We start from the raw sequence: 19,608 nt of genomic DNA, 5'->3' as shown, positions 1-19,608 counted from the left end.
CTCCCTCTTGTTCGCTGTCCCTGTCCTGCCACGGAACGGGACGGGGGTGAAGGGGGGACGGACCCAAGGACGCGAGACGGCCCTAGTTCGGGGTGTACCAGATCGGCGAGGTATAGGCGCGTTCCTGCTGGCTGACGTCGATGGTGTCCGGCAGGGGAATACCGAAGAACACGCTGTCATAGGTTGTCCAACGCGGTGTCGGAATCTCGATCACCCGGACATAGTAGAACGCGCGTTGATCGGGGTCGAATTCGGGGTCTTCCCAATAGGCTTCCAGGAACGGCTCTCCTATGGTGTTGGTGTAGCTTGCGGTCGCCGCATCCACGGTATCGCCCACCGGTGGCAGCTTGCCGTTGGCATCCGGAGTGCGGTCGCCCGACCAGGCGACATCGTGGACCCGTTCCTGCGGTCCGTCAGGTGTGGTCCAGCCCTTGATCATCTGGATCCGGTCCAGGTTCGCGCCGTCCGGGTCGCGCAGGGCGCGGATGAGGAAGCGCGGTGTCGCGCCATCGGGTGGCGCGCTCAGGTTGCCGCCCATCGGTACGCCCGCATCATAGCCCCGCGCGGTAAAATCCGAGCGATCCATGTCTTCCTCGGTGAAATCCCAACCGCCGAAGACACGCACACGCAGGCGTGTCCCTGTCGTGGCATAGACCTCCTTGCGTTCCATGGCGTCCCAGAGTGCCTCGCGAGTGTTTTCCCGCGCCCAGACCGCGGCAAGCCCCGAGGCAAGCGCATCCGCATGTCGCAGGTCGTCCGCCGGGTCGTCGGGTGTGAAGCGCCCGGTGATCGGTTCCTCGTATCGGATCGGGTCGCCGGTCGGCTCGACCAGCGCAACCTTGCCAAAGAAGTTGTCCTCGGCCGCAGTGGAAAGGCCGGTGTGGGCATCGGTCGAGCCCACCACACCGAACTTGAACGGGTTGACGCCAAGCGCGGCCTCGTAATCGAGCCCCCGCAGCCAAGCCGATCGGGCATATTCCCTGGGTAGCATGTCGGGCGTCTTGGGGTCCGGGCCGAAGCTGCCCTTGTCCCATGTCCCGTAATCGGCGAACTCGTCATCGGCCGAGAGCATCGGGTGGGTCTCGCCATCGCCTTTCATCTGGGTGATCTCGTAGAGCGGTTCATACCGCATGCGCCTTTGTGCATACGCTTCGGTCAGCGCTTCGCCCGACAGCGTGATGTCATCGAACATCAACCCGTTGGACAGGTTGCCGCCGTGCGGGATGGCCAGCATGCGCCCGCCGGTTGTCGTCTCGTAATCCTCCATCCAGTCCCACAAGACCTCTGGGTCGTCGCTGTCATAGGAACTGATCGGCACCTTCCGGTCGGCTAAATCCTTGCCATCGCGATAGATCAGATTGCGGTGCATGTTCGAGCCGTTGGGCTGTGATGTCCATTCAAAGCCGATGAAGGCGGTGAAGGCGCCTGGAATATTGTGGCGTTCCGCCGCTTCGGTGGCTTTTTCCCACATCGTCTGGCCAAAGGGCGTGCCAGCCAGCGGGTCCATGCCGGCAAAGGTTGCCTCCATCCAGAATTCGTAGGCCGCGATCATCGCTTCCTCGGTCCCCGGCGCGGCAATTGCGGCAAGTTGGGCACCCCAGTCGGTATCGACCAGAACCGGGTCATTGGCGGCCAGCGCGGCCGGAAGGCCGAGGTTCTCGGCGTGATCCGTCACCACGAGAAAATCCAGCGGGCGTTGCAGGCGTGCCGGGATGCCGTTCGAGGAGATCACCTCCTCGCCCTTGGCGAAGCGGAAAGCGTCGTCCGGCGTCGTCGTCGCCCCGACCAACCCGGCATCGGCCGAAAAGGAGGTATGAAGATGCGTATCGCCGAAAAACACCTGGTTGGGATAGTCTTCCTGCAAATACGGCGAATATTCGACTTCACGATCCAGCGCCGAAGGTCGGAGCTCTTGTGCCGCAACGGGCAGGGAAAGGACAAGACTGGATGCAGTTAAAGAAAGAAGTTGACGTCGCATTGTCTCAAATCTCCCAACGAAATCGCGGAACGGGCAGATCAGCCCCTAAATGCGTGTTTGTCCGAATTGCCTGACGTGTGATTCCAATACCTCAAGTCGATCGTACAGTCGCCCATTACGGCGGGACAGCGGGCTTTCGACCGTAAAATTCAACGATAGTGCGCCCGTGCGCCCGGACAACGGGGCGCCATGGCACAAAAAATACGCGAAGGATTGCCTGGCCCTGATATTCGGAGCAGAGCAAACTCCGGACCCCGGCAGGGTCGCTGCCGCCCAGGGTGACGCGGAGATCTACGCGAATTAGAGTTCGGAAACCCTTGTTTCCCGAACCGTGTCCCTTGCGGGAAAACAGTTGCGTCTGTCAGCCAGCCTTGCTGCCTTTCAGCACGTATTTGCAGTCGCAATAGGGGCATTCGACCCAGCCGGTATCCTCGGGGATCTGCAACCACACGCGCGGGTGTCCCAATGCGCCTTCGCCCCCGTCACAGGCAACGCGGCTTTTCTCGACGATCTTGGTTTCCGGCGCTTCGATGGTCATCGCTTGAGGGCCCTTCTTGTGGTTGTCGGCACGGCGGACATGGATTAGGTGCGTTTATGGGCGACAAGTCGAGCAGGAGCAAGACCCGCGCATGAGCCAGGACGCGATCCATATCGAGGGTCTGACCAAGACCTATCGCGGCAGCCACGGGCAGCCGGAGAAACAGGCGTTGAAGGACATCGACCTGCGCGTGCCGCGGGGGTCGGTGTTTGGTCTTCTGGGGCCGAACGGGGCGGGAAAGTCCACGCTTATCAACATTCTGGCGGGGTTGGTGACCAAGACCGCAGGAAAGGTCACGATCTGGGGCTTTGACCAGGACCAGAACCCGCGCCAGTCGCGCGCCGCCATCGGCGTGATGCCGCAGGAGCTGAACCTGGATCCGTTCTTTACCCCGCGCGGCGCGCTCGAGGTGCAGGCGGGTCTCTATGGTGTGCCGAAGTCGCAGCGCTGGAGCGACGAGATCCTGGCGCTGGTGGGGCTGACCGACAAGGCCGAGTCCTATGCCCGTACGCTGTCGGGCGGTATGCGGCGGCGGCTTTTGTTGGCCAAGGCGCTGGTGCACCGGCCGCAGGTGCTGGTGCTGGACGAACCCACCGCCGGGGTTGATATCGAGTTGCGCCAGATGCTGTGGACCAATGTGCGCAAGCTCAATGCCCAAGGCATGACGATCATCCTGACCACCCATTACCTGGAGGAGGCGCAGGAGATGTGCGACGAGATCGCCATCATCAACCAGGGCAGCGTGGTGGCGCGGGACAGTACCGCCAACCTGCTGGGCCGGCTCGATGCGCGGGCGATGGTGATCCAGCCAGACGGGCCGGTCACAAGCCTGCCCAAGGGGGCGGGGATCGAGGCCGAAGAACGTGGCGACGGAACACTTGTGCTGCGCTATCACAGCCGCCAGACCAGTGCCGAGGATGTTCTGGCCGCGGTGCGCGCCGCCGGACTCCGCATCCGCGACGTGCGGACCGAGCAGGCGGACCTGGAGGACGTGTTCCTCGCGCTCACCTCGGCGCAGTAACGGCCATACGGCGAATGTCACTGGCTCAGGCCCGGTCGATGCGTGCCTGATAGCAATTGTTGCGCGCCGAACGGACATGGACATAGGCCACATCCGGTCGCGACAGGATCGCCGCGGCCCCGTTGGCCAGATCGGCCGCAGGGGTCACGCGCCCTGTGCCGTAGACGATACGGTCGTTCCGGTCATAGCCCTTGATCAGGTAGTCGGGCGAACTGGTCAGCACCTCTGGCAGCGTACCGTCGTCGACATGCCGGTCGCACGGATTGGCGCACAGAAAGATCGGCCCAGTCTCGGCATAGGGATGTACCGTCGCAAAAGGGCGGTGGGCGAGGATCAGCATCTCTGTCCCTTTCGGAACATGGCGCAGGCAATGGCGGCACGGATTTCCACCGCCGTCCGAAACGGCACGTTCGGGCGGGTTGCCATAGGCGTCGGGCCCGCCTGATTGCAGGGCGCGAACCTCGGGCGTGGGCAGGGCGGTGATACGGATCATGGCGGGGTCTCCTGTCTGGTTGCCCCGATCCTGCGTGGCCGGCGCCGCCGATGCGACCCGGTTCCTGCGGGTTCAGCCGCAGGCGAACCCGGTGACCGTGCCAGCTTCATCTGTCGTCACGTTCAGACGGTCAGGCCGGTAATCCTGCGTCACCACCGTGTCGGGGCCGATCACCCGCACACCGTCGGGCAGGCGCGCCATCACATCCGCGACCGGCTGTCCAATGATGCCCTCCAGCCCTTCACCCCCGCACATACCCAGATCCAACGGGGCGGGTCCGGCGGCCGGGGTTTGCTCGGCCGCACCCGAACAGGCGGCCAGCAAGAGAAAAATGGACGTAGCTCGGTACATTGGCGTTCCCTTTTTGACAAATGTCGGTTCCGTATGGTCAGGTGCTCTAGAAACCTGACACGACACCGGCATGAACAAAACCCGGCGACGTGATCCGGGCGGTGACGATCAGACAGGGAGACAGCGAACATGCGGACACGTGCGGCGGTAGCGATCGAAGCGGGCAAACCGTTGGAGATCATGGACGTCAACCTCGAAGGCCCGAAAGCGGGCGAGGTTCTGGTGGAGATCAAGGCGACGGGCATCTGCCACACGGACGAGTTCACCCTGTCGGGCGCGGATCCCGAGGGGCTGTTCCCCGCCATCCTGGGCCATGAAGGCGCGGGCGTAGTGCTGGAGGTGGGCCCCGGCGTGACCAGCCTGAAACCCGGCGATCACGTGATCCCGCTCTACACGCCGGAATGTCGGCAGTGTGAATATTGCCTGAGCGGCAAGACCAACCTTTGCCAGGCCATTCGCGCCACCCAGGGCAAGGGCCTGATGCCGGACGGCACCACCCGGTTCTCGATGCTGGATGGCACGCCGATCCTGCATTACATGGGCTGCTCGACCTTTTCGAACCACACCGTCCTGCCCGAGATCGCGCTGGCCAAGGTGCGCCCGGACGCGCCCTTCGACAAGATCTGCTATATCGGCTGCGGCGTGACCACCGGCATCGGCGCGGTGATCAATACAGCCAAGGTGGAAATCGGCAGCCGCGCGGTGGTTTTCGGCCTGGGCGGCATCGGGCTCAACGTGATCCAGGGCCTGCGGCTCGCGGGCGCCGACCAGATCGTCGGCGTCGACCTGAACCCGGCCAAGGTCGAAATGGCCAAACGCTTTGGCATGACCGATTTCGTCAATCCCAAGGATGTTTCGGGCGACATGGTGGCGCATCTGGTCGAACTGACCAGGGGCGGTGCGGATTATACCTTTGACGCCACCGGCAATGTGCAGGTGATGCGCACCGCGCTGGAGGCCGCGCACAAGGGCTGGGGCGAGAGCATCATCATCGGCGTCGCACCGGCGGGGGCCGAGATCTCGACCCGTCCGTTTCAGCTAGTGACGGGCCGGGTGTGGAAGGGCACCGCGTTCGGCGGCGCCAAGGGCCGGACGGATGTGCCCAAGATCGTGGACTGGTACATGGACGGCAAGATCGAGATCGACCCGATGATCACCCACACGCTGACTCTGGAGGAGATCAACAAGGGCTTCGACCTGATGCACGCGGGCGAATCGATCCGCTCGGTCGTGGTCTACTGATGAGCCAGAGCGCGCCGCTTCTCGCGGTTCTCATCGACGCCGACAACATTTCGGCCAGGTATGCAGAGGCGATCTTCGAGGAGATCGCCACCTTGGGCGAGGCCAGTATACGCCGGATCTATGGGGACTTTTCAGGCGGCGCGCCGCAAGGCTGGAGCAAGGACACGATCGCCGGGCTTGCGATCGTGCCGCACCAGCAATTCGCCAATACCACCGGCAAGAACGCCAGCGACATCGCGCTGGTGATCGACGCGATGGACATTCTGCATTCGGGCCGTTTCGACGGGTTCGTCCTGATCTCGTCGGACAGCGATTTCACCCGACTGGCCAGCCGTATCCGGGAGCAGGGCCTGGATGTTTTCGGTATCGGAATGCGCAAGACGCCAGCGGCCTTTGTCAAGGCGTGCAAACGGTTCATCTATGTCGAGAACCTGATGCCCGAATCGCAGCCGAAAGCGAAACCTGGCCAACCCCAGGCCATCACGGGCGCCACGGACAAACTGGAAGATCCGACAGACCTGGTGATCCGGGCCATGGACGCTATCGACCAGGACGACGAATGGTTCGCGCTGGGCCGCATCGGTCAGCTGATCGTGGCGGCGAATCCCGATTTCGACACACGCAGCTACGGTAAGCGCAAGCTGAGCGACCTTCTGGCCGACCTGAAACGGTTCGAGATGAAGCGGGGGCCCGGAAACCAGTTCCTGATCCGCCGGATCGACTGAAGCCAAGGTCCAGATGTCCAGTCCCCACATCTGATCGATCGGACGGGCGATGAACCTGTCGGAGGCCGACGTACGCCAGGCGGGATTGACGGTGTTTCGGTCGCGTGGTTGTTCAAAGAACTGGACGCAATCGCCTTTTGTAAAACGTCGGGAGTTCAGTAGAAGCCGATTGACCAGAAACAACAAAGGCGCCCGTGGGCGCCTTTGTTGTTTCTGGTCGGAGTGAGAGGATTCGAACCTCCGGCCCCTGCCTCCCGAAGACAGTGCTCTACCAGGCTGAGCTACACTCCGACCGTGGCGGGTGATCTATACCCGGTATTGCGGACTTGCAAGTGCGATTTTGCCGAGACTGCGGGAAATGATCAGGCTTGTCGCGGTCGCCGCGTTGCGGAACAATGATCGGGCTGGACGGAGCTTTATGGGCGAAAACTATTTCTTTCTGGTTGGCGGCATTGGCATGTTTCTTCTGGGAATGGAGATCATGACCGCCGCCCTGCGCGATGCGGCCGGCAGCAATCTGCGCCGCATTTTGACCCGGTTCACCACGACGCCGATGCACGGTGTCCTGACCGGTGCGGCGACGACCGCCATCGTGCAATCCTCCAGCGCGACCACTGTCATGACGGTCGGATTTGTCGGAGCGGGACTCCTGTCCATGCCCCAGGCGCTTGGGGTGATCTTTGGCGCCAATATCGGAACAACCGCGACCGGATGGATGGTGTCCATTCTGGGCTTCAAGCTGAAGCTGGGAAACATCGCTTTGGCTCTGCTCTTTCCGGCGGCGCTGGCCGACCTGCTGGGCAAAGGGGCCATTGCCCGGACAGGGCGTGTACTGGCCGGGCTTTGCCTGTTGCTGATCGGGCTTGACCTGATGCAATCGGGTGCGGGAGACATGACTTCCCATGTCACACCGGACAAGTTGCCGGGCTCGGGTCCGCTCGGCCTGTTGGCCCTTGCCGGTATTGGCGCCGGGCTCACGATCATCATGCAGTCATCCAGCGCGGCCATGGCCCTGTCGCTGGTGATGTTGTCGGCCGGGGCGATCTCGTTGGTTCAGGCCGCGGCAATTGTCATCGGGATGAACATCGGAACAACCTTCACGGCTGTTCTTGCCTCGACCGGCGGGTCGGTTCCGATGCGACAGACCGCACTTGCCAATCTTCTGTTCAACCTCGTGACCTCGGTGATCGCCTTTCCGCTCTTGCTGCTGATACGGCCGCTGTTGGAGCATATCGTGAATGGCAGCGACGAGATGACGGCCCTGCTGGTGTTTCACACCGGTTTCAACCTCATGGGAACCGCGTTGTTCTTGCCCTGGACTTCGAGGTTTGCCGATCTTGTTGCGCGCATTCTGCCCGAGAAGGTGCCGGAACGCCTGTTCGTTCTCGACCGGCACATGTTGGCCTATCCCAATACGGCCCTGCTGACCGCGCAATCCGCGGTTGCGATTGTCGCCGGGCGGCTGTTTTCCGCCTTGTCGGCAGCTCTGTCCGAAAGGCCGGATTATCGGCCCCTGTCCGCGGTCGGGATCTGTGATCCTGCGCTGGAAGATTTGCGCGGTTTCCTGTCTGAAATCCGCCTCTCGCGGGACCGCCAGAACGAGATACAGGTCTATTCGGATCTGCTCCACCAGATCGACCATCTTTCCCGGCTGCTTGAACGGGTGAGACAGACAGACAATATCGACACGTTGTTGACCGACAGGATGTCGCGCCGTCCAGCCCTTGCCGCCGGTGCTGCACTGGCACAGGCGGGCAAGGCCGTGGGGGCGACACACACGGTCGAGAGACTGGAGCGCCTGTGCGCGCTGGTCAACGCGCGCCGAAATCGTCACCGGCGCGCAATGCTGCTGGGTGAACACGCCGGGATATACAAATTGACAGAGGTGTTTTCCCACACAGACGCAATGCGCTGGCTGGACCGGGTTCTGCATCACGCAGAGCGTGTCGCGCATTACCATCGGTCAGCAGATGGCGGGTTGCCTGCGGTGGTTGCACCAACCGCAGGCTGAGGTCTGTTACAGGCTGGCGTCCAGCGCGGCCAGGATGGCATCGCCCATCTGGCTGGTCGAAACAGGGCTCACGCCTTCCTCTCCCAGCAGGTCGGCGGTGCGGACACCATCGGCCAGAACCTTCTCGACGGCAGCTTCCAGCCGGTCTGCTTCGGCGCCCTGGTCGAAGCTGTAGCGCAATGCCATAGCAAAGCTGAGGATGCAGGCGATCGGGTTTGCCTTGCCCTGGCCTGCGATGTCGGGGGCCGAGCCGTGCACCGGCTCATAAAGCGCCTTGGGTCGGCCGTTGGCCATTGGTGCGCCCAGCGAGGCCGACGGCAGCATGCCAAGGCTGCCGGTCAGCATCGCGGCCAGGTCGGACAGCAGATCGCCGAACAGGTTGTCGGTCACGATCACGTCGAACTGCTTGGGCCAGCGGGTCAGCTGCATGGCGCCGGCATCGGCGTACATGTGGCTCAGTTCGACCTCGGGATACTCCTGGCCGACGCGGGTCACGACTTCGCGCCAGAGGATGCCCGACTCCATCACGTTGGCCTTTTCCATCGAGCAGAGTTTCTTGTTGCGGCGCATCGCCAGTTCAAAGGCCGAGCGCGCCACGCGTTCGATCTCGCTTTCGGTGTAACGCTGGGTATTGATGCCGACGCGCTCGTTACCTTCCTCGAAGATACCGCGCGGTTCGCCGAAATAGACGCCCGAAGTCAGTTCTCGCACGATCATGATGTCGAGACCGGCCACCACGTCCTTCTTCAGCGACGAGAAATCGGCCAGCGCATCGAAACACTGGGCCGGGCGCAGGTTCGAGAACAGGTCCATTTCCTTGCGCAGGCGCAGCAGGCCGCGTTCGGGTTTCACGCTGAAATCGAGGTTGTCGTATTTCGGACCACCGACGGCCCCCAGCAGAACCGCGTCGACCTCCTGCGCCTTGGCCATGGTTTCGTCGGACAGCGGCACACCATGCACGTCATAGGCCGCCCCCCCGACCAGATCTTCACTCACGTCGAATTGCAGGCCGCGATTGGCGCCGAACCAGTCGATGATCTTGCGCACTTCGGCCATGACTTCGGGGCCGATACCGTCGCCGGGCAGAATAAGGAGCGAAGGGTTGGACATGAGGTTTCTCCTAGCGTTACGTCGCATCCGCCCTAGCGTGACGCGCGCATACGGTCAATGCGGCGCAGGTGGCGAAACTGCCGGAATCCAGAAGAAAACCGACGGTTCGGCCGGTTTTGCGGAAAGTCGTACCGTGATCTTAGAACGGGGCTGACAGCAACCCTTCGGCCAACAGATCCCAGACACGGCGAATGCGCGGGGTTTGCCGCATGGCCTGCGGCGCGGCCAGCCAGACCGGGAGCGGCGGGATCGGCAGGTCGAGCGGCAGGACCTCGACCAGCGGGTCGCTTTCGGCAATGCTGCGCTGGGAGAATCCGATGCCGCAGCCGGTGCGGATCAATTGCCAGTAGGCGCTTTGGTTGTCGCAGCGCACGGCGAAGGAATGCCGGGTTGCAGACCAGCCCATGGACTGCATTGTCTCGATGATCAGCGGATTTTCGTCGAACCCGACCAGGTCGTGGCTCAGTAGGTCCTCGGCGGTGGCCGGACGGCCGGCACGGTCGAGGTAGGACGATGCGGCGCAGACGCACATGCCGATGTCGCGGACATGACGGGCGACGATGTCGATCTGTCGCGGCCGGTACATGCGCACCGCGATGTCGGCAGCGCGGAACAGCAGGTTCTCGGTGATGTCGCTGGGTACGAGTTCCAGTTCGATTAATGGCTCAACTGCCCTTATTTTCGCGATAATTTCGGGCAATATGTAGTGCGATGCAAAGACCGAGGCGGTGATGCGCACGGTTCCGGCGAGTGTTTGCGACTCGCCTTCGGCGGCAAGGGCCATGGCGCTCATCGTGTGTTGCGCCTGTTGCGCCAGGGGCAGGATACGCTCACCTGCCTCGCTCAGACGCAAGCCGCGCGGGTGCCGTTCGAAAAGGGACAGTTTCAGCGCCTTTTCAAAGGTTTGGATATGCCGCCCCAGCGTCGGCTGGCTGAGCGACAATCGCCGTGCAGCAGCCGAAAGAGAGCCGGTTTCAGCCACGGCGAGAAAGCTCTGGACCAGCGACCAGTCCATGTGCGCGGGAAATCTGTCCATTCATCAATGAATGCATGAAATACGAATTTGTGCAATTTATACCTATGTGGTGAATAGGTATGTCCGTTTTGTACGAAGATGTACAAGACAGGAGACCAACCATGACCCAGACAGTTCTGATCCTAGGCGCTTCGGGCCGGTTCGGCCGCAACGCCGCGATTGCCTTTCGCCGCGCGGGATGGGCCGTGACCGCGTTCGATCGGAAGCGCGACGATCTGCGAGAAGCCGCGCGCAGAGCCGATGTGATCGTCAACGCGTGGAACCCGCCCTATCCGGACTGGGCGCGGCAGGTGCCCGCGCTGCATGCGCAAGTGATCGAGGCGGCAAAAGCTGCGGATGCCACCGTCATCGTTTCGGGCAATGTCTATGTGTTCGGTCCCGATACACCCAGCCCCTGGGGGGCCGAGTCACCGCACCGGGCGACCAACCCGCTGGGCCGGATCCGGATCGACATGGAAGCGGCCTATCGCGCCTCGGGCGTGCGCACCATCATCCTGCGATCGGGCGATTTCCTGGACACCGAAGCCTCGGGCAACTGGTTCGACGAGATCATGATCAAGTCGCTGGCGCGGGGCAGGTTCACTTATCCCGGCAACCCGGACATTGCCCATGCCTGGGCCTGGTTGCCCGACCTGGCGCGCGCCACCGTCGAACTGGCCGAACGCCGGGCCGATCTGCCGCAATTCTGCGATCTGGTATTTGCGGGATACACGCTGACCGGACGGGATCTGGCACAGGCGCTGGGCGAAGTCACCGGGGGGCGGGTGGCACTGAAACAGATGAACTGGCTGCCGTTGCATCTGGCGCGGCCGGTCTGGCCGATGGCCCGGTGCCTGCTGGAGATGCGGTATCTGTGGAACACGCCGCATCGGCTCGACGGCGCGGTCTTTGACCGGATGTTGCCGGGGTTCCGCCAGACGCCGCTGGCGCAGGCGCTCGCGCAGGCGATACCGGCAACGCTAAGGCAGCGCGATATCCACCCAGACCAGCCGGTGACGGCTGGCGTCTGACGCTTCCCGAGCGCCGGGCTCTCCAGGTGCAGGCCAGTGGACACCGGAGCCTTCGATCCGCCAATGGGACGAGGGCAGGACATAATCGACCCGGTATCGGCCCACGCCTGGCCAATCGACGGTATCCTGTCCATCCGGACCCCGGTGCCCTTGGGGACCGGACATTTCGGCACCCGCGCTGACGGGCGCCGGATCCCGCAGGCGCGGGTCATCCAACAGATCGCGCATGGTCCGGTTGTAACCCTCGCCGTCCCAGGGATCGAGATTGCTGCCGCCTGCAAGCACGAAAGGCCCATCAGGTACGGTGCCCAGACCGCCGTCCAGCAGGACTTGCCAGAACCGGGTTTCATCGCGATTGCGCAGGCCGTTTCGATCCTCGGGGCCATCGAACACGGGCGGTCCGGCCTGGTAGGTCAGCAATGTGACCCTCCCCGCTGGCGTTTCGACAGGTATCAGCCAGTGTCCGGTTGATGACAGGCGCTGCGCTGCTTGCGCCGCCTCGGACGGAAACGGAACGCCCTCGGTGGAAGGCAGGTCCGCGCCCGGCAGGTCACGCCACAAAAGTGTCGAGAGATCGCGCGCCTCGTCCGTGACAAACCGGTGGCGCGACAGAAGAGCAATACCGTTCTGGCCTGTGAACCTGCCGTAGCCCTGTGAATCGCCCGGCCCGGCAATGCGTCCGTCACCGTCGAGGTCGAGATCGCTGGCCATGCCGCTGTTGGGGCGCAAGGCAAAGCTGTGCGGCATGTCCCAGCCTGCCTGGGTCAGCCTGTCCGACAACGCCGCCAGCGCGCGCGCCTCGTGGTCCCAATCCATTCCCTGCAAGGCGAGAATGTCCGGCCTGATCCGGGCGATGACGGCAACGACGGCGTCAACCTGTTTGTCGCGACCGCCTTCGATGTCGCGCAGCATCAGGCCCGGACCCTCCCGGCCCAGTTCGACATTGAAACTGGCGATGCGAAGCGGTTCGGCGCCGGCACAGGTGGCCAGAAGAGCCACCAGCATTGCCGGAATGCGGATCATGCCGTCTGCATCGCCTTTGCGTTCAAATAGGCGCGGCGGCGCTTTTCCTCGATCATTTCTGCGATGCGCATCATCGCGAGGCCGCGCATGATCATCGACGCGGGAAGGAAAGCCCAGGCGCTCATTGTCCAGATCAGGGTCTGCGGGTTGGTCAGGCCGATCGGATCAAGCAGTTCAGAGGCCATCTTGACGATGGCGGGAATGATGAAGGGCAGCAAAACCCCCAGGATCATGTTGACCCGCCCGTCGCGCTGCATCCGCGCCACCACATCGCCACCGGTTGTCGGATCGAACAGAGGCAGGTTGATCCAGACGTTGAATGCGCCGTTCCCGCTGGGCCAGCCGCGTACGCGAACAGCAAACCAGAAGGACAAGACCGTAATCATTGCAATGACATAGGTAACTGCGGCCGCGATCCGGACGTTCTGTATCACTTCGGGAACTGCGCCCTGCGGCAGCATCAGGACAACAAGGCGAACCGGGGAAAAGGGGAAATCGACCAAGTGCGCGATCAACAGTCCCAGGCCCGAAAACAATGTCGTGACATTGGTGGGTTCAAACCGGTGCTTCGTGATCAGCGTAAGGGATGTGATCATGGTCACCAGGGCAATGAACCGCATCCGGTTCAGGGGTGGAGCGTCGCGAAACTCCAGAAAACTGGGAAAAGTTGCGTTGTACTCCGAAAATGTCAGCACGAAACCGAGGATCGCAAAAAGAACGACAACCTCGCTCGAGGTTGCCGCGCCGCTTGGCAGATACAACGACGGAATGACGACGACCAGCGCCACCAGTATTCCACGCAGAGCTGCGCCCGTGATGCGTCCTATCACTGTCCGATCCCTTCAAACTGGACAGGCCGATTCGTTGCCGCGCCTTTGTTCCAACTTGATCCCGCTTTCGCGGGTGCCTCATTTTGGCCTCATTTGTGCCGCGATTTGGCCTTTCACTCAAGCTGTCGAGTCACGAGACCCGCCTATTGAGGCGAAATCATGGCGAAACTGGTGCCATCTTGCATCAGAAAGGGTGAATTTTCCGGTCAGGCTGGCGAAAAAAACCACATTTAGTGGTTGTGCGAGTCTTCATGCATAATCGCGTATTAAGTGTGCCCGTCCCTTGGACGAAAATGCCGCGCCCGGGTGGGCGCGGCGCAGCGTTTTTTTGCGATGCGGGGGCTCAGACCCAGGGGCGCGACTGGGCGGCGCGGGTTTCGAACGCGTCGATCGCGGCGGCCTTTTCCATCGTCAGGCCGATATCGTCGAGACCGTTGAGCAGGCAGTGTTTCTTGAAGGAATCCACCTCGAAGGGGATGACCTCACCGTCCGACGTAGTGATCTCCTGCGCTTCCAGATCGACGGTCATCCGGGCGTTCTGGCCTTTTTCTGCATCCTTCATAAGGATGTCGACCTGTTCCTGGGGCAGCACGATAGGCAGGATGCCGTTCTTGAAACAGTTGTTGAAGAAGATGTCGGCGAAGGATGTCGAGATCACGCATTTGATCCCGAAGTCCTTGATCGCCCAGGGGGCGTGTTCGCGCGACGAGCCGCAGCCGAAATTGTCACCGGCGACCAGGATCTCGGCATCGCGGTACTGGGGCTTGTTCAGCACGAAATAGGGGTTTTCGTTGCCGTCGGCGTCATAACGCATCTCGTCGAACAGGTTCACCCCAAGGCCAGACCGCTTGATGGTCTTGAGAAACACCTTGGGGATGATCATGTCGGTGTCGATGTTGATAAGCGGCATCGGCGCGGCGATGCCCTGCAGTTTTTCGAACTTGTCCATATCCAGGCTCCTGGTTCGGGCCCGCGTCTGATGCGGGCGCTATATCTCTGATGAGGATCGGGTCTGCGTGTTTGCGCAGCCCGATCCAGTTTCAAAGAGTCACAGGCGCGGACGGATAGTCTCCGGTCCCGTGACCCGGTTACGCGTGTTTCGCCGTGCTGCGCAGGAAGAGCGCGGCGAAGATCAGGCCGAAGCCGTTGAAGAGCATCTCGATACCCATGAGGATACCCAGAAGGCTGAACGCCAGCCCGACCCCTGCATTCGCCATGACATAGGCGGCAAGGCCCAGGGACAGGACGCCCGAAATGAGTGTCGGCCAGAACAGGCCGGTGCCGCGCATCTGGAACGACAGGATGATCCGGGCGATGCCGCCGGCGGCAAACAGGATCATCACCACCGTGGCCAGCGTCAGCGTGCCTTCCAGCGGGTGCGACAGGAAAGACCAGCCGAGGAACACCATGATGATACCCATGATGATCGACAGGATCTTGTTGCCGGCCCCTTCGACGGTGAACCCGCCCACAGCCTGAAGCCCACCGCCGATCAGCAGCATGATCCCGGTCAGGGTGGTAATCGCCACCGATGCCACCACCGGCGCGCCGAGGACGATAACCCCGAACACGACCGACAAGAGGCCCAGCAGCATCAGTTTCAGCCAGTCACTCATTTCAGTATCCCTCAAAAAGCTAAGTTATGAGAGAAGTTTACATCAACTCGCGCACATCTGTCAGCTTTCCCGTGATTGCCGCAGCGGCAGCCATGGCGGGACTGAGCAGGTGGGTGCGGCCGCCCCGGCCCTGACGGCCCTCGAAGTTGCGGTTCGAGGTCGCGGCGCAGCGCTCGCCCGGCTGCAACTGGTCGGGGTTCATCGCCAGGCACATCGAGCATCCGGCCAGGCGCCACTCGAAACCGGCCTCTCTGAAGATGTCGGCAAGACCTTCTTCCTCGGCCTGGGCGCGAACAAGGCCCGAGCCGGGCACCACCATCGCACGCTTGACCTTGATCTTCTTGCCTTTCACGATTTCCGCCGCGGCGCGCAGGTCTTCGATCCGGCCGTTGGTGCAGGAACCGATGAATACCGTGTCGATCTCGATATCCGACAGCTTCTGGCCGGGGGTCAGCCCCATGTAGTCGAGAGAGCGGCGTGCCGCCTCGACCTTGCCGCCCTTGAAGTCTTCGGGCGCAGGCACGGTTGCGGTGATCGGCAGCACGTCCTCGGGGCTGGTGCCCCAGGTCACGACCGGCGCGATATCCTCGCCCTTGATCGTCACCACCTTGTCCCAATGGGCGTCGTCGTCGGAATAGAGTGTCTTCCACCAGGCAAGCGCGGCTTCCCACTGGGCGCCCTTGGGCGCGTGCGGGCGGCCCTGGACGTAGTCGAAGGTCTTCTGGTCCGGCGCGATCAGGCCGGCGCGGGCGCCGCCTTCGATCGCCATGTTGCAGACGGTCATGCGGCCTTCCATCGAGAGATCGCGGATCGCCTCGCCACAATATTCGATGACATAGCCGGTGCCGCCGGCGGTGCCGGTCTTGCCGATCACGGCCAGCGTGATGTCCTTGGCGGTGACGCCCGGGTTCAGCTTGCCGGTGATCTCCACCTTCATGTTCTTCGATTTCTTCTGGATCAGTGTCTGGGTGGCCAGAACATGCTCGACCTCGGAGGTGCCGATGCCGTGAGCCAATGCACCGAAGGCGCCGTGGGTCGCGGTATGGCTGTCACCGCAGACCACGGTCATGCCCGGCAGGGTCCAGCCCTGTTCGGGGCCGACGATATGCACGATGCCCTGACGGATGTCGGAGACCGGATAGTAGTGGATGCCGAAATCACGCGCGTTCTTGTCGAGCGCCTGGACCTGGATGCGGCTTTCCTCGGTCATCTGCGCGGGATCTTCGCGGCCTTCGGTGGTGGGGACGTTGTGATCCGGCACCGCGATGGTCTTTTCCGGTGCGCGGACCTTGCGGCCCGCCATGCGCAGACCTTCGAAGGCCTGCGGGCTGGTCACCTCGTGTACGAGGTGACGGTCGATATAAAGCAGGCAGGTGCCGTCTTCTGCCTCGTGCGCGACATGCGCATCCCAGATCTTGTCATAGAGTGTCTTGGGGGACATCTGTCCTCTCCCGTTCTGAATGGAATTTGGCGGAGGTCATGGCTTGGGCCCCTTATAGGCGGGCCAGCACGGACCGGGTCGCGCCGAAGAACCGTTCGCGCAGGCGGGCGCGGTCTTGAAGGTTCATGTTCGGGGCGTCATAGGGTTTCATGATGTCCAGATACAGCTGTCCCCCGAGTCTCGCAAGGTCTTGCGAAACCGGGGGTGGCACTGTCAAGCTGGGTGGCGGGAGAAAACGAATGGACAACGACATCCTGCCCGCCACGCTGGAAGAGCTGCTGACGGCGATCCTGACAGCAGGCCAGAAACTGCTTGGGCTGTTCACGACACCGGGTTGGCGGCAATACCAGATGCTGATCGTCGTGGTGCTGGTGGCCATTTCGATGGTTTTGTCGATCATCACCCGCCGGTACTGGGAGGATTGGGCGCGGGCGCGCGAGGGTTGGCCGAAATGGCGCCTGCGTACGCTGGTGCTGCTTATGCGGCGTCTCTCTCTTCTGTATTTCGTCGTGTTGAGCTGGGCCGTCTATCTGGTGATGCAGGAGAGCACCTGGCCTTCGCGCAGCTACATCATCGGGGTGGTAGCGACGCTGGCGACCGCCCTGTTGGTGATCGCGCTGGTGGCGCGGGCGGTGCGCAACGGTACGTTGCGCATCATCTTTCGCTGGTCGATGTGGATCTATGCCACCGTGGTGGCGTTGAACCTGACCGATACGGTCGCCTCTTTCCTCGACGGAATCGCAATCGAGATCGGCGCATTGCATATCTCGGTGCTGGGGATTCTCAAGGCAACGCTGCTGATCGGGGCGCTGTTCGTGCTGGCGCGGCTGGCATCGCAAGGGGCGTCGAATGCGCTGAAGCGCAACGATGACATCTCGCCGTCCATGCAGGTGCTGCTGGGAAAAGCGGTACAGGTGCTGCTCTACGGCTGGGTCTTCATCGTGGCGATCCGGACCCTGGGGTTCGACCTGACCGGGCTGGCGTTCCTGTCGGGTGCGATCGGTGTGGGTATCGGCTTTGGTTTGCAAAAGGTGGTGTCGAACCTGATCTCGGGCGTGATCATCCTGATGGACCGCTCGATCAAACCGGGCGACGTGATTTCGCTGGGCGAGACATTCGGCTGGATCAATTCTCTGGGGGCGCGGTACGTCTCGGTGGTCACCCGCGACGGGCGTGAATACCTGATCCCCAACGAGGACCTGATCACCGGGCAGGTGGTGAACTGGTCCCATTCGGACCAGTTCGTGCGGCTGGATCTGACATTCGGCACCAGCTATTCCGATGACCCGCATGTGGTTCGCGCAGTGGCGATCGGCGCGGCGAAATCGGTCAAGCGGGTGCTGAGCGGGCCGGGGCATGACCCTGTGTGCCATATCACGGGCTTTGGCGACAGCAGTGTCGACTATGTGCTGCGCGTCTGGATCAGCGATCCGACGGCGGGTCTGACCAATATCCGGGGAAACGTGTTCCTGGCGCTTTGGGATGCGTTCAATGCTGAAGGGATCTCGATTCCCTTCCCTCAGCGCGAGGTGCGCTTGCTGGGCGATCAGCCCGAAACAGGGACGGATTCGCAACATATCCGGGCGGAGTGAACCTCGGTTGTGCCCAAGAGGCCATGGTTCATTGAATTGTCGCGCCGGGATTGCTAAATTTGTCACACCCCAGCGCCGGGGGATCTGTCGGCGCGCTGCATAGGAGGACGATGTCCTGTTACCTCATTCCGTGGCGGCCCCGGCCGTCCAGTCAGGGGCCACGCTGATGGCTTCGACTGACACCACCAGCGAGTTGTTGCTGGAGCGTATTCTTTCTTCTCTCGATGATGACAAGGCCGAAGACGTCGTGCAGATCGACCTGCGCGGCAAGTCCTCGATGGGCGATTACATGGTGATCGCATCGGGGCGGTCGACCCGGCAGGTTTCGGCCATGGCCGAAAAGCTGGTTCAGCGCGTCAAGGACGAGTTCGGCTTCAGCGCGAAGATCGAGGGCAAGGATGCCGGCGACTGGGTGCTGATCGATACCGGTGACGTGATCGTTCACATCTTCCGTCCCGAGGTTCGCGAATTCTACCAGCTGGAAAAGATGTGGATGCCGCAGGGCGTCAGGGCATCGGCCAACTGAAGCAGTCCGCCGGTCCCGGTTGAGGGGCCGGAGAGGCAAGGCAACATGCGTGTCAGCATTTGTGCGGTCGGCCGATTGCGCGCCGGACCGGAGAAAACCCTGATTGATGATTACCTGTCCCGGTTCGAGCGTACAGGCCGTGCGCTGGGCCTTGGGCCTGCGCGCATGGTCGAGGTTGACGACCGCAAGGGCGGCGGCATGGCGGCCGAGGCGGCACTGTTGCGCAAGGCGCTGCCTGGCGGTTCGCTGCTGTGTACGCTGGACGAGCGGGGCAAGGTGATCTCCTCGCCGGAATTCTCCGAACGTCTTGCCGGCTGGCGCGACGCCGGGCGGCAGGATCTGGCGCTGGTGATCGGCGGGGCGGACGGCATCGACCCCGACCTGCGGGCCGAGGCGGATTTCTCGATCTCCTTCGGGGCGATGGTCTGGCCGCACATGCTGGTGCGGGTGATGCTGGCCGAGCAACTCTACCGGGCCGCCACCATCCTTGCCGGCAGCCCCTATCACCGGGTCTGACGCGTATGGCGGGTCTGTTGATCGTCTATCATTCCCGGACCGGCGGCAGTCGGCAGATGGCCGAAGCCTGTGCCGAAGGCGCGCGGAGCGAGGGGCCGGTGGTGTTGCTAAAGGCCGATCAGGCCGGGCCGGACGATCTGTTGACCGCAGGCGGCTATGTGTTCTGCTGCCCAGAGAATCTCGCGGCGATCTCGGGCGCGATGAAGGAATTCTTTGACCGTTGCTATTACCCGGTGCTGGGCCGGATCGAGGGGCGCGCCTATGCGCTGATGATCTGTGCCGGGTCCGACGGGCAGAACGCCGCCCGTCAGATGGCCCGAATCGCCACCGGCTGGCGATTGAAAGAGGTGCAGCCGCCGATGATCGTCTGCACCCATGCCCAGACGCCGGAGGCTATTCTGGCGGCAAAGACGATACCGCCCGAAGAACTGAATGCCTGCCGTGATCTTGGGCAGGCGCTGGGCGCCGGGCTGGCGATGGGGATGTTCTGAGAGCGGTACGTTTTCCTTGCCGCCTTGTGCCGGGCAACGGTACCCTTCACTTCTGTCG

Annotated in this window: 21 protein-coding genes and 1 tRNA gene; 9 read left to right on the top strand and 13 right to left on the bottom strand. The window is 62.6% G+C overall.

Annotated features, from left to right (window positions below; translation table 11 throughout):
* Positions 1–82: 82 nt before the first annotated feature.
* A complete protein-coding gene (locus tag BLT75_RS06205; RefSeq protein ID WP_093028787.1) occupies positions 83–1,978 on the bottom strand; it encodes a DUF3604 domain-containing protein in 1,896 nt (631 codons plus the stop codon).
* A gap of 361 nt (positions 1,979–2,339) precedes the next feature.
* Positions 2,340–2,516, bottom strand: coding sequence for a zinc-finger domain-containing protein (locus BLT75_RS06200; protein WP_093028785.1), 177 nt, complete (start codon positions 2,514–2,516; stop codon positions 2,340–2,342).
* A gap of 91 nt (positions 2,517–2,607) precedes the next feature.
* On the opposite strand from BLT75_RS06200, the gene BLT75_RS06195 reads away from it, so the two are divergent.
* Complete coding sequence (locus tag BLT75_RS06195) at positions 2,608–3,537, top strand: ABC transporter ATP-binding protein (protein WP_093028783.1); 930 nt, start codon at positions 2,608–2,610, stop codon at positions 3,535–3,537.
* Between the two features lie 25 nt (positions 3,538–3,562).
* Here BLT75_RS06195 and BLT75_RS06190 read toward each other — a convergent pair whose 3' ends face one another.
* Together BLT75_RS06190 and BLT75_RS06185 are read right to left on the bottom strand one after the other, a co-directional pair.
* Complete coding sequence (locus tag BLT75_RS06190; RefSeq protein WP_093028781.1) at positions 3,563–4,030, bottom strand: DUF1203 domain-containing protein; 468 nt, start codon at positions 4,028–4,030, stop codon at positions 3,563–3,565.
* Between the two features lie 72 nt (positions 4,031–4,102).
* Entirely contained in the window at positions 4,103–4,381 is a 279-nt protein-coding gene (locus BLT75_RS06185) for an I78 family peptidase inhibitor (RefSeq protein ID WP_093028779.1), read from the bottom strand.
* Positions 4,382–4,510: 129 nt separating this feature from the next.
* Here BLT75_RS06185 and BLT75_RS06180 point away from each other — a divergent pair, with 129 nt between their 5' ends.
* Positions 4,511–5,623: an S-(hydroxymethyl)glutathione dehydrogenase/class III alcohol dehydrogenase gene (locus BLT75_RS06180; protein ID WP_093028777.1), complete on the top strand. Its 1,113-nt coding sequence runs from the start codon at positions 4,511–4,513 to the stop codon at positions 5,621–5,623.
* On the top strand, positions 5,623–6,348 hold the full coding sequence (locus tag BLT75_RS06175) for an NYN domain-containing protein (protein ID WP_093028775.1): 726 nt from the start codon (positions 5,623–5,625) through the stop codon (positions 6,346–6,348). The genes BLT75_RS06180 and BLT75_RS06175 overlap by 1 nt, the downstream gene beginning before the upstream one ends.
* Positions 6,349–6,562: 214 nt before the next feature.
* Here the strand turns inward: BLT75_RS06175 and BLT75_RS06170 are convergent.
* Positions 6,563–6,639, bottom strand: a tRNA-Pro gene (locus BLT75_RS06170).
* Positions 6,640–6,766: 127 nt separating this feature from the next.
* On the opposite strand from BLT75_RS06170, the gene BLT75_RS06165 reads away from it, so the two are divergent.
* Entirely contained in the window at positions 6,767–8,359 is a 1,593-nt protein-coding gene (locus BLT75_RS06165) for a Na/Pi cotransporter family protein (RefSeq protein ID WP_093029083.1), read from the top strand.
* A gap of 6 nt (positions 8,360–8,365) precedes the next feature.
* Here BLT75_RS06165 and leuB read toward each other — a convergent pair whose 3' ends face one another.
* Together leuB and BLT75_RS06155 are read right to left on the bottom strand one after the other, a co-directional pair.
* On the bottom strand, positions 8,366–9,469 hold the full coding sequence (gene leuB / locus BLT75_RS06160) for a 3-isopropylmalate dehydrogenase (protein ID WP_093028773.1): 1,104 nt from the start codon (positions 9,467–9,469) through the stop codon (positions 8,366–8,368).
* Positions 9,470–9,608: 139 nt separating this feature from the next.
* Complete coding sequence (locus BLT75_RS06155) at positions 9,609–10,505, bottom strand: LysR family transcriptional regulator (protein ID WP_093028771.1); 897 nt, start codon at positions 10,503–10,505, stop codon at positions 9,609–9,611.
* Positions 10,506–10,606: 101 nt separating this feature from the next.
* Between BLT75_RS06155 and BLT75_RS06150 the strand changes: the two genes are divergently transcribed.
* Positions 10,607–11,515 carry a sugar nucleotide-binding protein gene (locus tag BLT75_RS06150; RefSeq protein ID WP_093028769.1) on the top strand — a complete coding sequence of 303 codons (909 nt, stop codon included), beginning with the start codon at positions 10,607–10,609 and terminating at the stop codon, positions 11,513–11,515.
* Here the strand turns inward: BLT75_RS06150 and BLT75_RS06145 are convergent.
* From BLT75_RS06145 to BLT75_RS06120, 6 genes are all read right to left on the bottom strand, one after another.
* A complete protein-coding gene (locus BLT75_RS06145) occupies positions 11,465–12,538 on the bottom strand; it encodes an endonuclease/exonuclease/phosphatase family protein (RefSeq protein WP_093028767.1) in 1,074 nt (357 codons plus the stop codon). The two genes, BLT75_RS06150 and BLT75_RS06145, sit on opposite strands and share 51 nt — an antisense overlap.
* Complete coding sequence (locus BLT75_RS06140; protein WP_093028765.1) at positions 12,535–13,368, bottom strand: hypothetical protein; 834 nt, start codon at positions 13,366–13,368, stop codon at positions 12,535–12,537. Before BLT75_RS06140 ends, BLT75_RS06145 begins: the two co-directional genes overlap by 4 nt.
* 343 nt (positions 13,369–13,711) lie before the next feature.
* Positions 13,712–14,317 (bottom strand): 3-isopropylmalate dehydratase small subunit, encoded by a 606-nt coding sequence (gene leuD, locus BLT75_RS06135; RefSeq protein ID WP_093028763.1) that lies wholly within the window; start codon positions 14,315–14,317, stop codon positions 13,712–13,714.
* Positions 14,318–14,456: 139 nt separating this feature from the next.
* Positions 14,457–14,984, bottom strand: a complete 528-nt coding sequence (locus BLT75_RS06130; RefSeq protein WP_093028761.1) for an HdeD family acid-resistance protein — start codon at positions 14,982–14,984, stop codon at positions 14,457–14,459.
* Positions 14,985–15,021: 37 nt separating this feature from the next.
* Positions 15,022–16,425 carry a 3-isopropylmalate dehydratase large subunit gene (gene leuC, locus BLT75_RS06125; protein WP_093028759.1) on the bottom strand — a complete coding sequence of 468 codons (1,404 nt, stop codon included), beginning with the start codon at positions 16,423–16,425 and terminating at the stop codon, positions 15,022–15,024.
* A gap of 52 nt (positions 16,426–16,477) precedes the next feature.
* Positions 16,478–16,576 (bottom strand): isopropylmalate isomerase, encoded by a 99-nt coding sequence (locus BLT75_RS06120; RefSeq protein WP_093028757.1) that lies wholly within the window; start codon positions 16,574–16,576, stop codon positions 16,478–16,480.
* A gap of 88 nt (positions 16,577–16,664) precedes the next feature.
* On the opposite strand from BLT75_RS06120, the gene BLT75_RS06115 reads away from it, so the two are divergent.
* The 4 genes from BLT75_RS06115 (at position 16,665) to BLT75_RS06100 (ending at position 19,550) form a co-directional block, all read left to right on the top strand.
* Positions 16,665–18,017: a mechanosensitive ion channel family protein gene (locus BLT75_RS06115; RefSeq protein ID WP_093028755.1), complete on the top strand. Its 1,353-nt coding sequence runs from the start codon at positions 16,665–16,667 to the stop codon at positions 18,015–18,017.
* A gap of 166 nt (positions 18,018–18,183) precedes the next feature.
* Complete coding sequence (rsfS, locus tag BLT75_RS06110) at positions 18,184–18,543, top strand: ribosome silencing factor (protein ID WP_093029081.1); 360 nt, start codon at positions 18,184–18,186, stop codon at positions 18,541–18,543.
* A gap of 45 nt (positions 18,544–18,588) precedes the next feature.
* The gene (rlmH, locus tag BLT75_RS06105; protein ID WP_093028753.1) at positions 18,589–19,059 is read left to right on the top strand and encodes a 23S rRNA (pseudouridine(1915)-N(3))-methyltransferase RlmH; all 471 of its coding nucleotides are present in this window, start codon (positions 18,589–18,591) and stop codon (positions 19,057–19,059) included.
* Between the two features lie 5 nt (positions 19,060–19,064).
* Positions 19,065–19,550, top strand: a complete 486-nt coding sequence (locus BLT75_RS06100; protein ID WP_093028751.1) for a flavodoxin family protein — start codon at positions 19,065–19,067, stop codon at positions 19,548–19,550.
* Positions 19,551–19,608: the final 58 nt, after the last annotated feature.

Origin of the sequence: Ruegeria marina, assembly GCF_900101475.1 — a bacterium.
Lineage (GTDB): Bacteria > Pseudomonadota > Alphaproteobacteria > Rhodobacterales > Rhodobacteraceae > Ruegeria_B > Ruegeria_B marina.
Note: the sequence above shows the minus strand (reverse complement) of the source record. Positions and strands in the feature narration are given on the sequence as shown.

What these genes read in the sequence shown, in the direction of transcription:
- BLT75_RS06205 (WP_093028787.1), bottom strand. Translation starts at nt 1,978, where the DNA reads ATGCGACGTCAACTTCTTTCTTTAACTGCATCCAGTCTTGTCCTTTCC.
- BLT75_RS06200 (WP_093028785.1), bottom strand. Translation starts at nt 2,516, where the DNA reads ATGACCATCGAAGCGCCGGAAACCAAGATCGTCGAGAAAAGCCGCGTT.
- BLT75_RS06195 (WP_093028783.1), top strand. Translation starts at nt 2,608, where the DNA reads ATGAGCCAGGACGCGATCCATATCGAGGGTCTGACCAAGACCTATCGC.
- BLT75_RS06190 (WP_093028781.1), bottom strand. Translation starts at nt 4,030, where the DNA reads ATGATCCGTATCACCGCCCTGCCCACGCCCGAGGTTCGCGCCCTGCAA.
- BLT75_RS06185 (WP_093028779.1), bottom strand. Translation starts at nt 4,381, where the DNA reads ATGTACCGAGCTACGTCCATTTTTCTCTTGCTGGCCGCCTGTTCGGGT.
- BLT75_RS06180 (WP_093028777.1), top strand. Translation starts at nt 4,511, where the DNA reads ATGCGGACACGTGCGGCGGTAGCGATCGAAGCGGGCAAACCGTTGGAG.
- BLT75_RS06175 (WP_093028775.1), top strand. Translation starts at nt 5,623, where the DNA reads ATGAGCCAGAGCGCGCCGCTTCTCGCGGTTCTCATCGACGCCGACAAC.
- BLT75_RS06165 (WP_093029083.1), top strand. Translation starts at nt 6,767, where the DNA reads ATGGGCGAAAACTATTTCTTTCTGGTTGGCGGCATTGGCATGTTTCTT.
- leuB (WP_093028773.1), bottom strand. Translation starts at nt 9,469, where the DNA reads ATGTCCAACCCTTCGCTCCTTATTCTGCCCGGCGACGGTATCGGCCCC.
- BLT75_RS06155 (WP_093028771.1), bottom strand. Translation starts at nt 10,505, where the DNA reads ATGGACAGATTTCCCGCGCACATGGACTGGTCGCTGGTCCAGAGCTTT.
- BLT75_RS06150 (WP_093028769.1), top strand. Translation starts at nt 10,607, where the DNA reads ATGACCCAGACAGTTCTGATCCTAGGCGCTTCGGGCCGGTTCGGCCGC.
- BLT75_RS06145 (WP_093028767.1), bottom strand. Translation starts at nt 12,538, where the DNA reads ATGATCCGCATTCCGGCAATGCTGGTGGCTCTTCTGGCCACCTGTGCC.
- leuD (WP_093028763.1), bottom strand. Translation starts at nt 14,317, where the DNA reads ATGGACAAGTTCGAAAAACTGCAGGGCATCGCCGCGCCGATGCCGCTT.
- BLT75_RS06130 (WP_093028761.1), bottom strand. Translation starts at nt 14,984, where the DNA reads ATGAGTGACTGGCTGAAACTGATGCTGCTGGGCCTCTTGTCGGTCGTG.
- leuC (WP_093028759.1), bottom strand. Translation starts at nt 16,425, where the DNA reads ATGTCCCCCAAGACACTCTATGACAAGATCTGGGATGCGCATGTCGCG.
- BLT75_RS06120 (WP_093028757.1), bottom strand. Translation starts at nt 16,576, where the DNA reads ATGAAACCCTATGACGCCCCGAACATGAACCTTCAAGACCGCGCCCGC.
- BLT75_RS06115 (WP_093028755.1), top strand. Translation starts at nt 16,665, where the DNA reads ATGGACAACGACATCCTGCCCGCCACGCTGGAAGAGCTGCTGACGGCG.
- rsfS (WP_093029081.1), top strand. Translation starts at nt 18,184, where the DNA reads ATGGCTTCGACTGACACCACCAGCGAGTTGTTGCTGGAGCGTATTCTT.
- rlmH (WP_093028753.1), top strand. Translation starts at nt 18,589, where the DNA reads ATGCGTGTCAGCATTTGTGCGGTCGGCCGATTGCGCGCCGGACCGGAG.
- BLT75_RS06100 (WP_093028751.1), top strand. Translation starts at nt 19,065, where the DNA reads ATGGCGGGTCTGTTGATCGTCTATCATTCCCGGACCGGCGGCAGTCGG.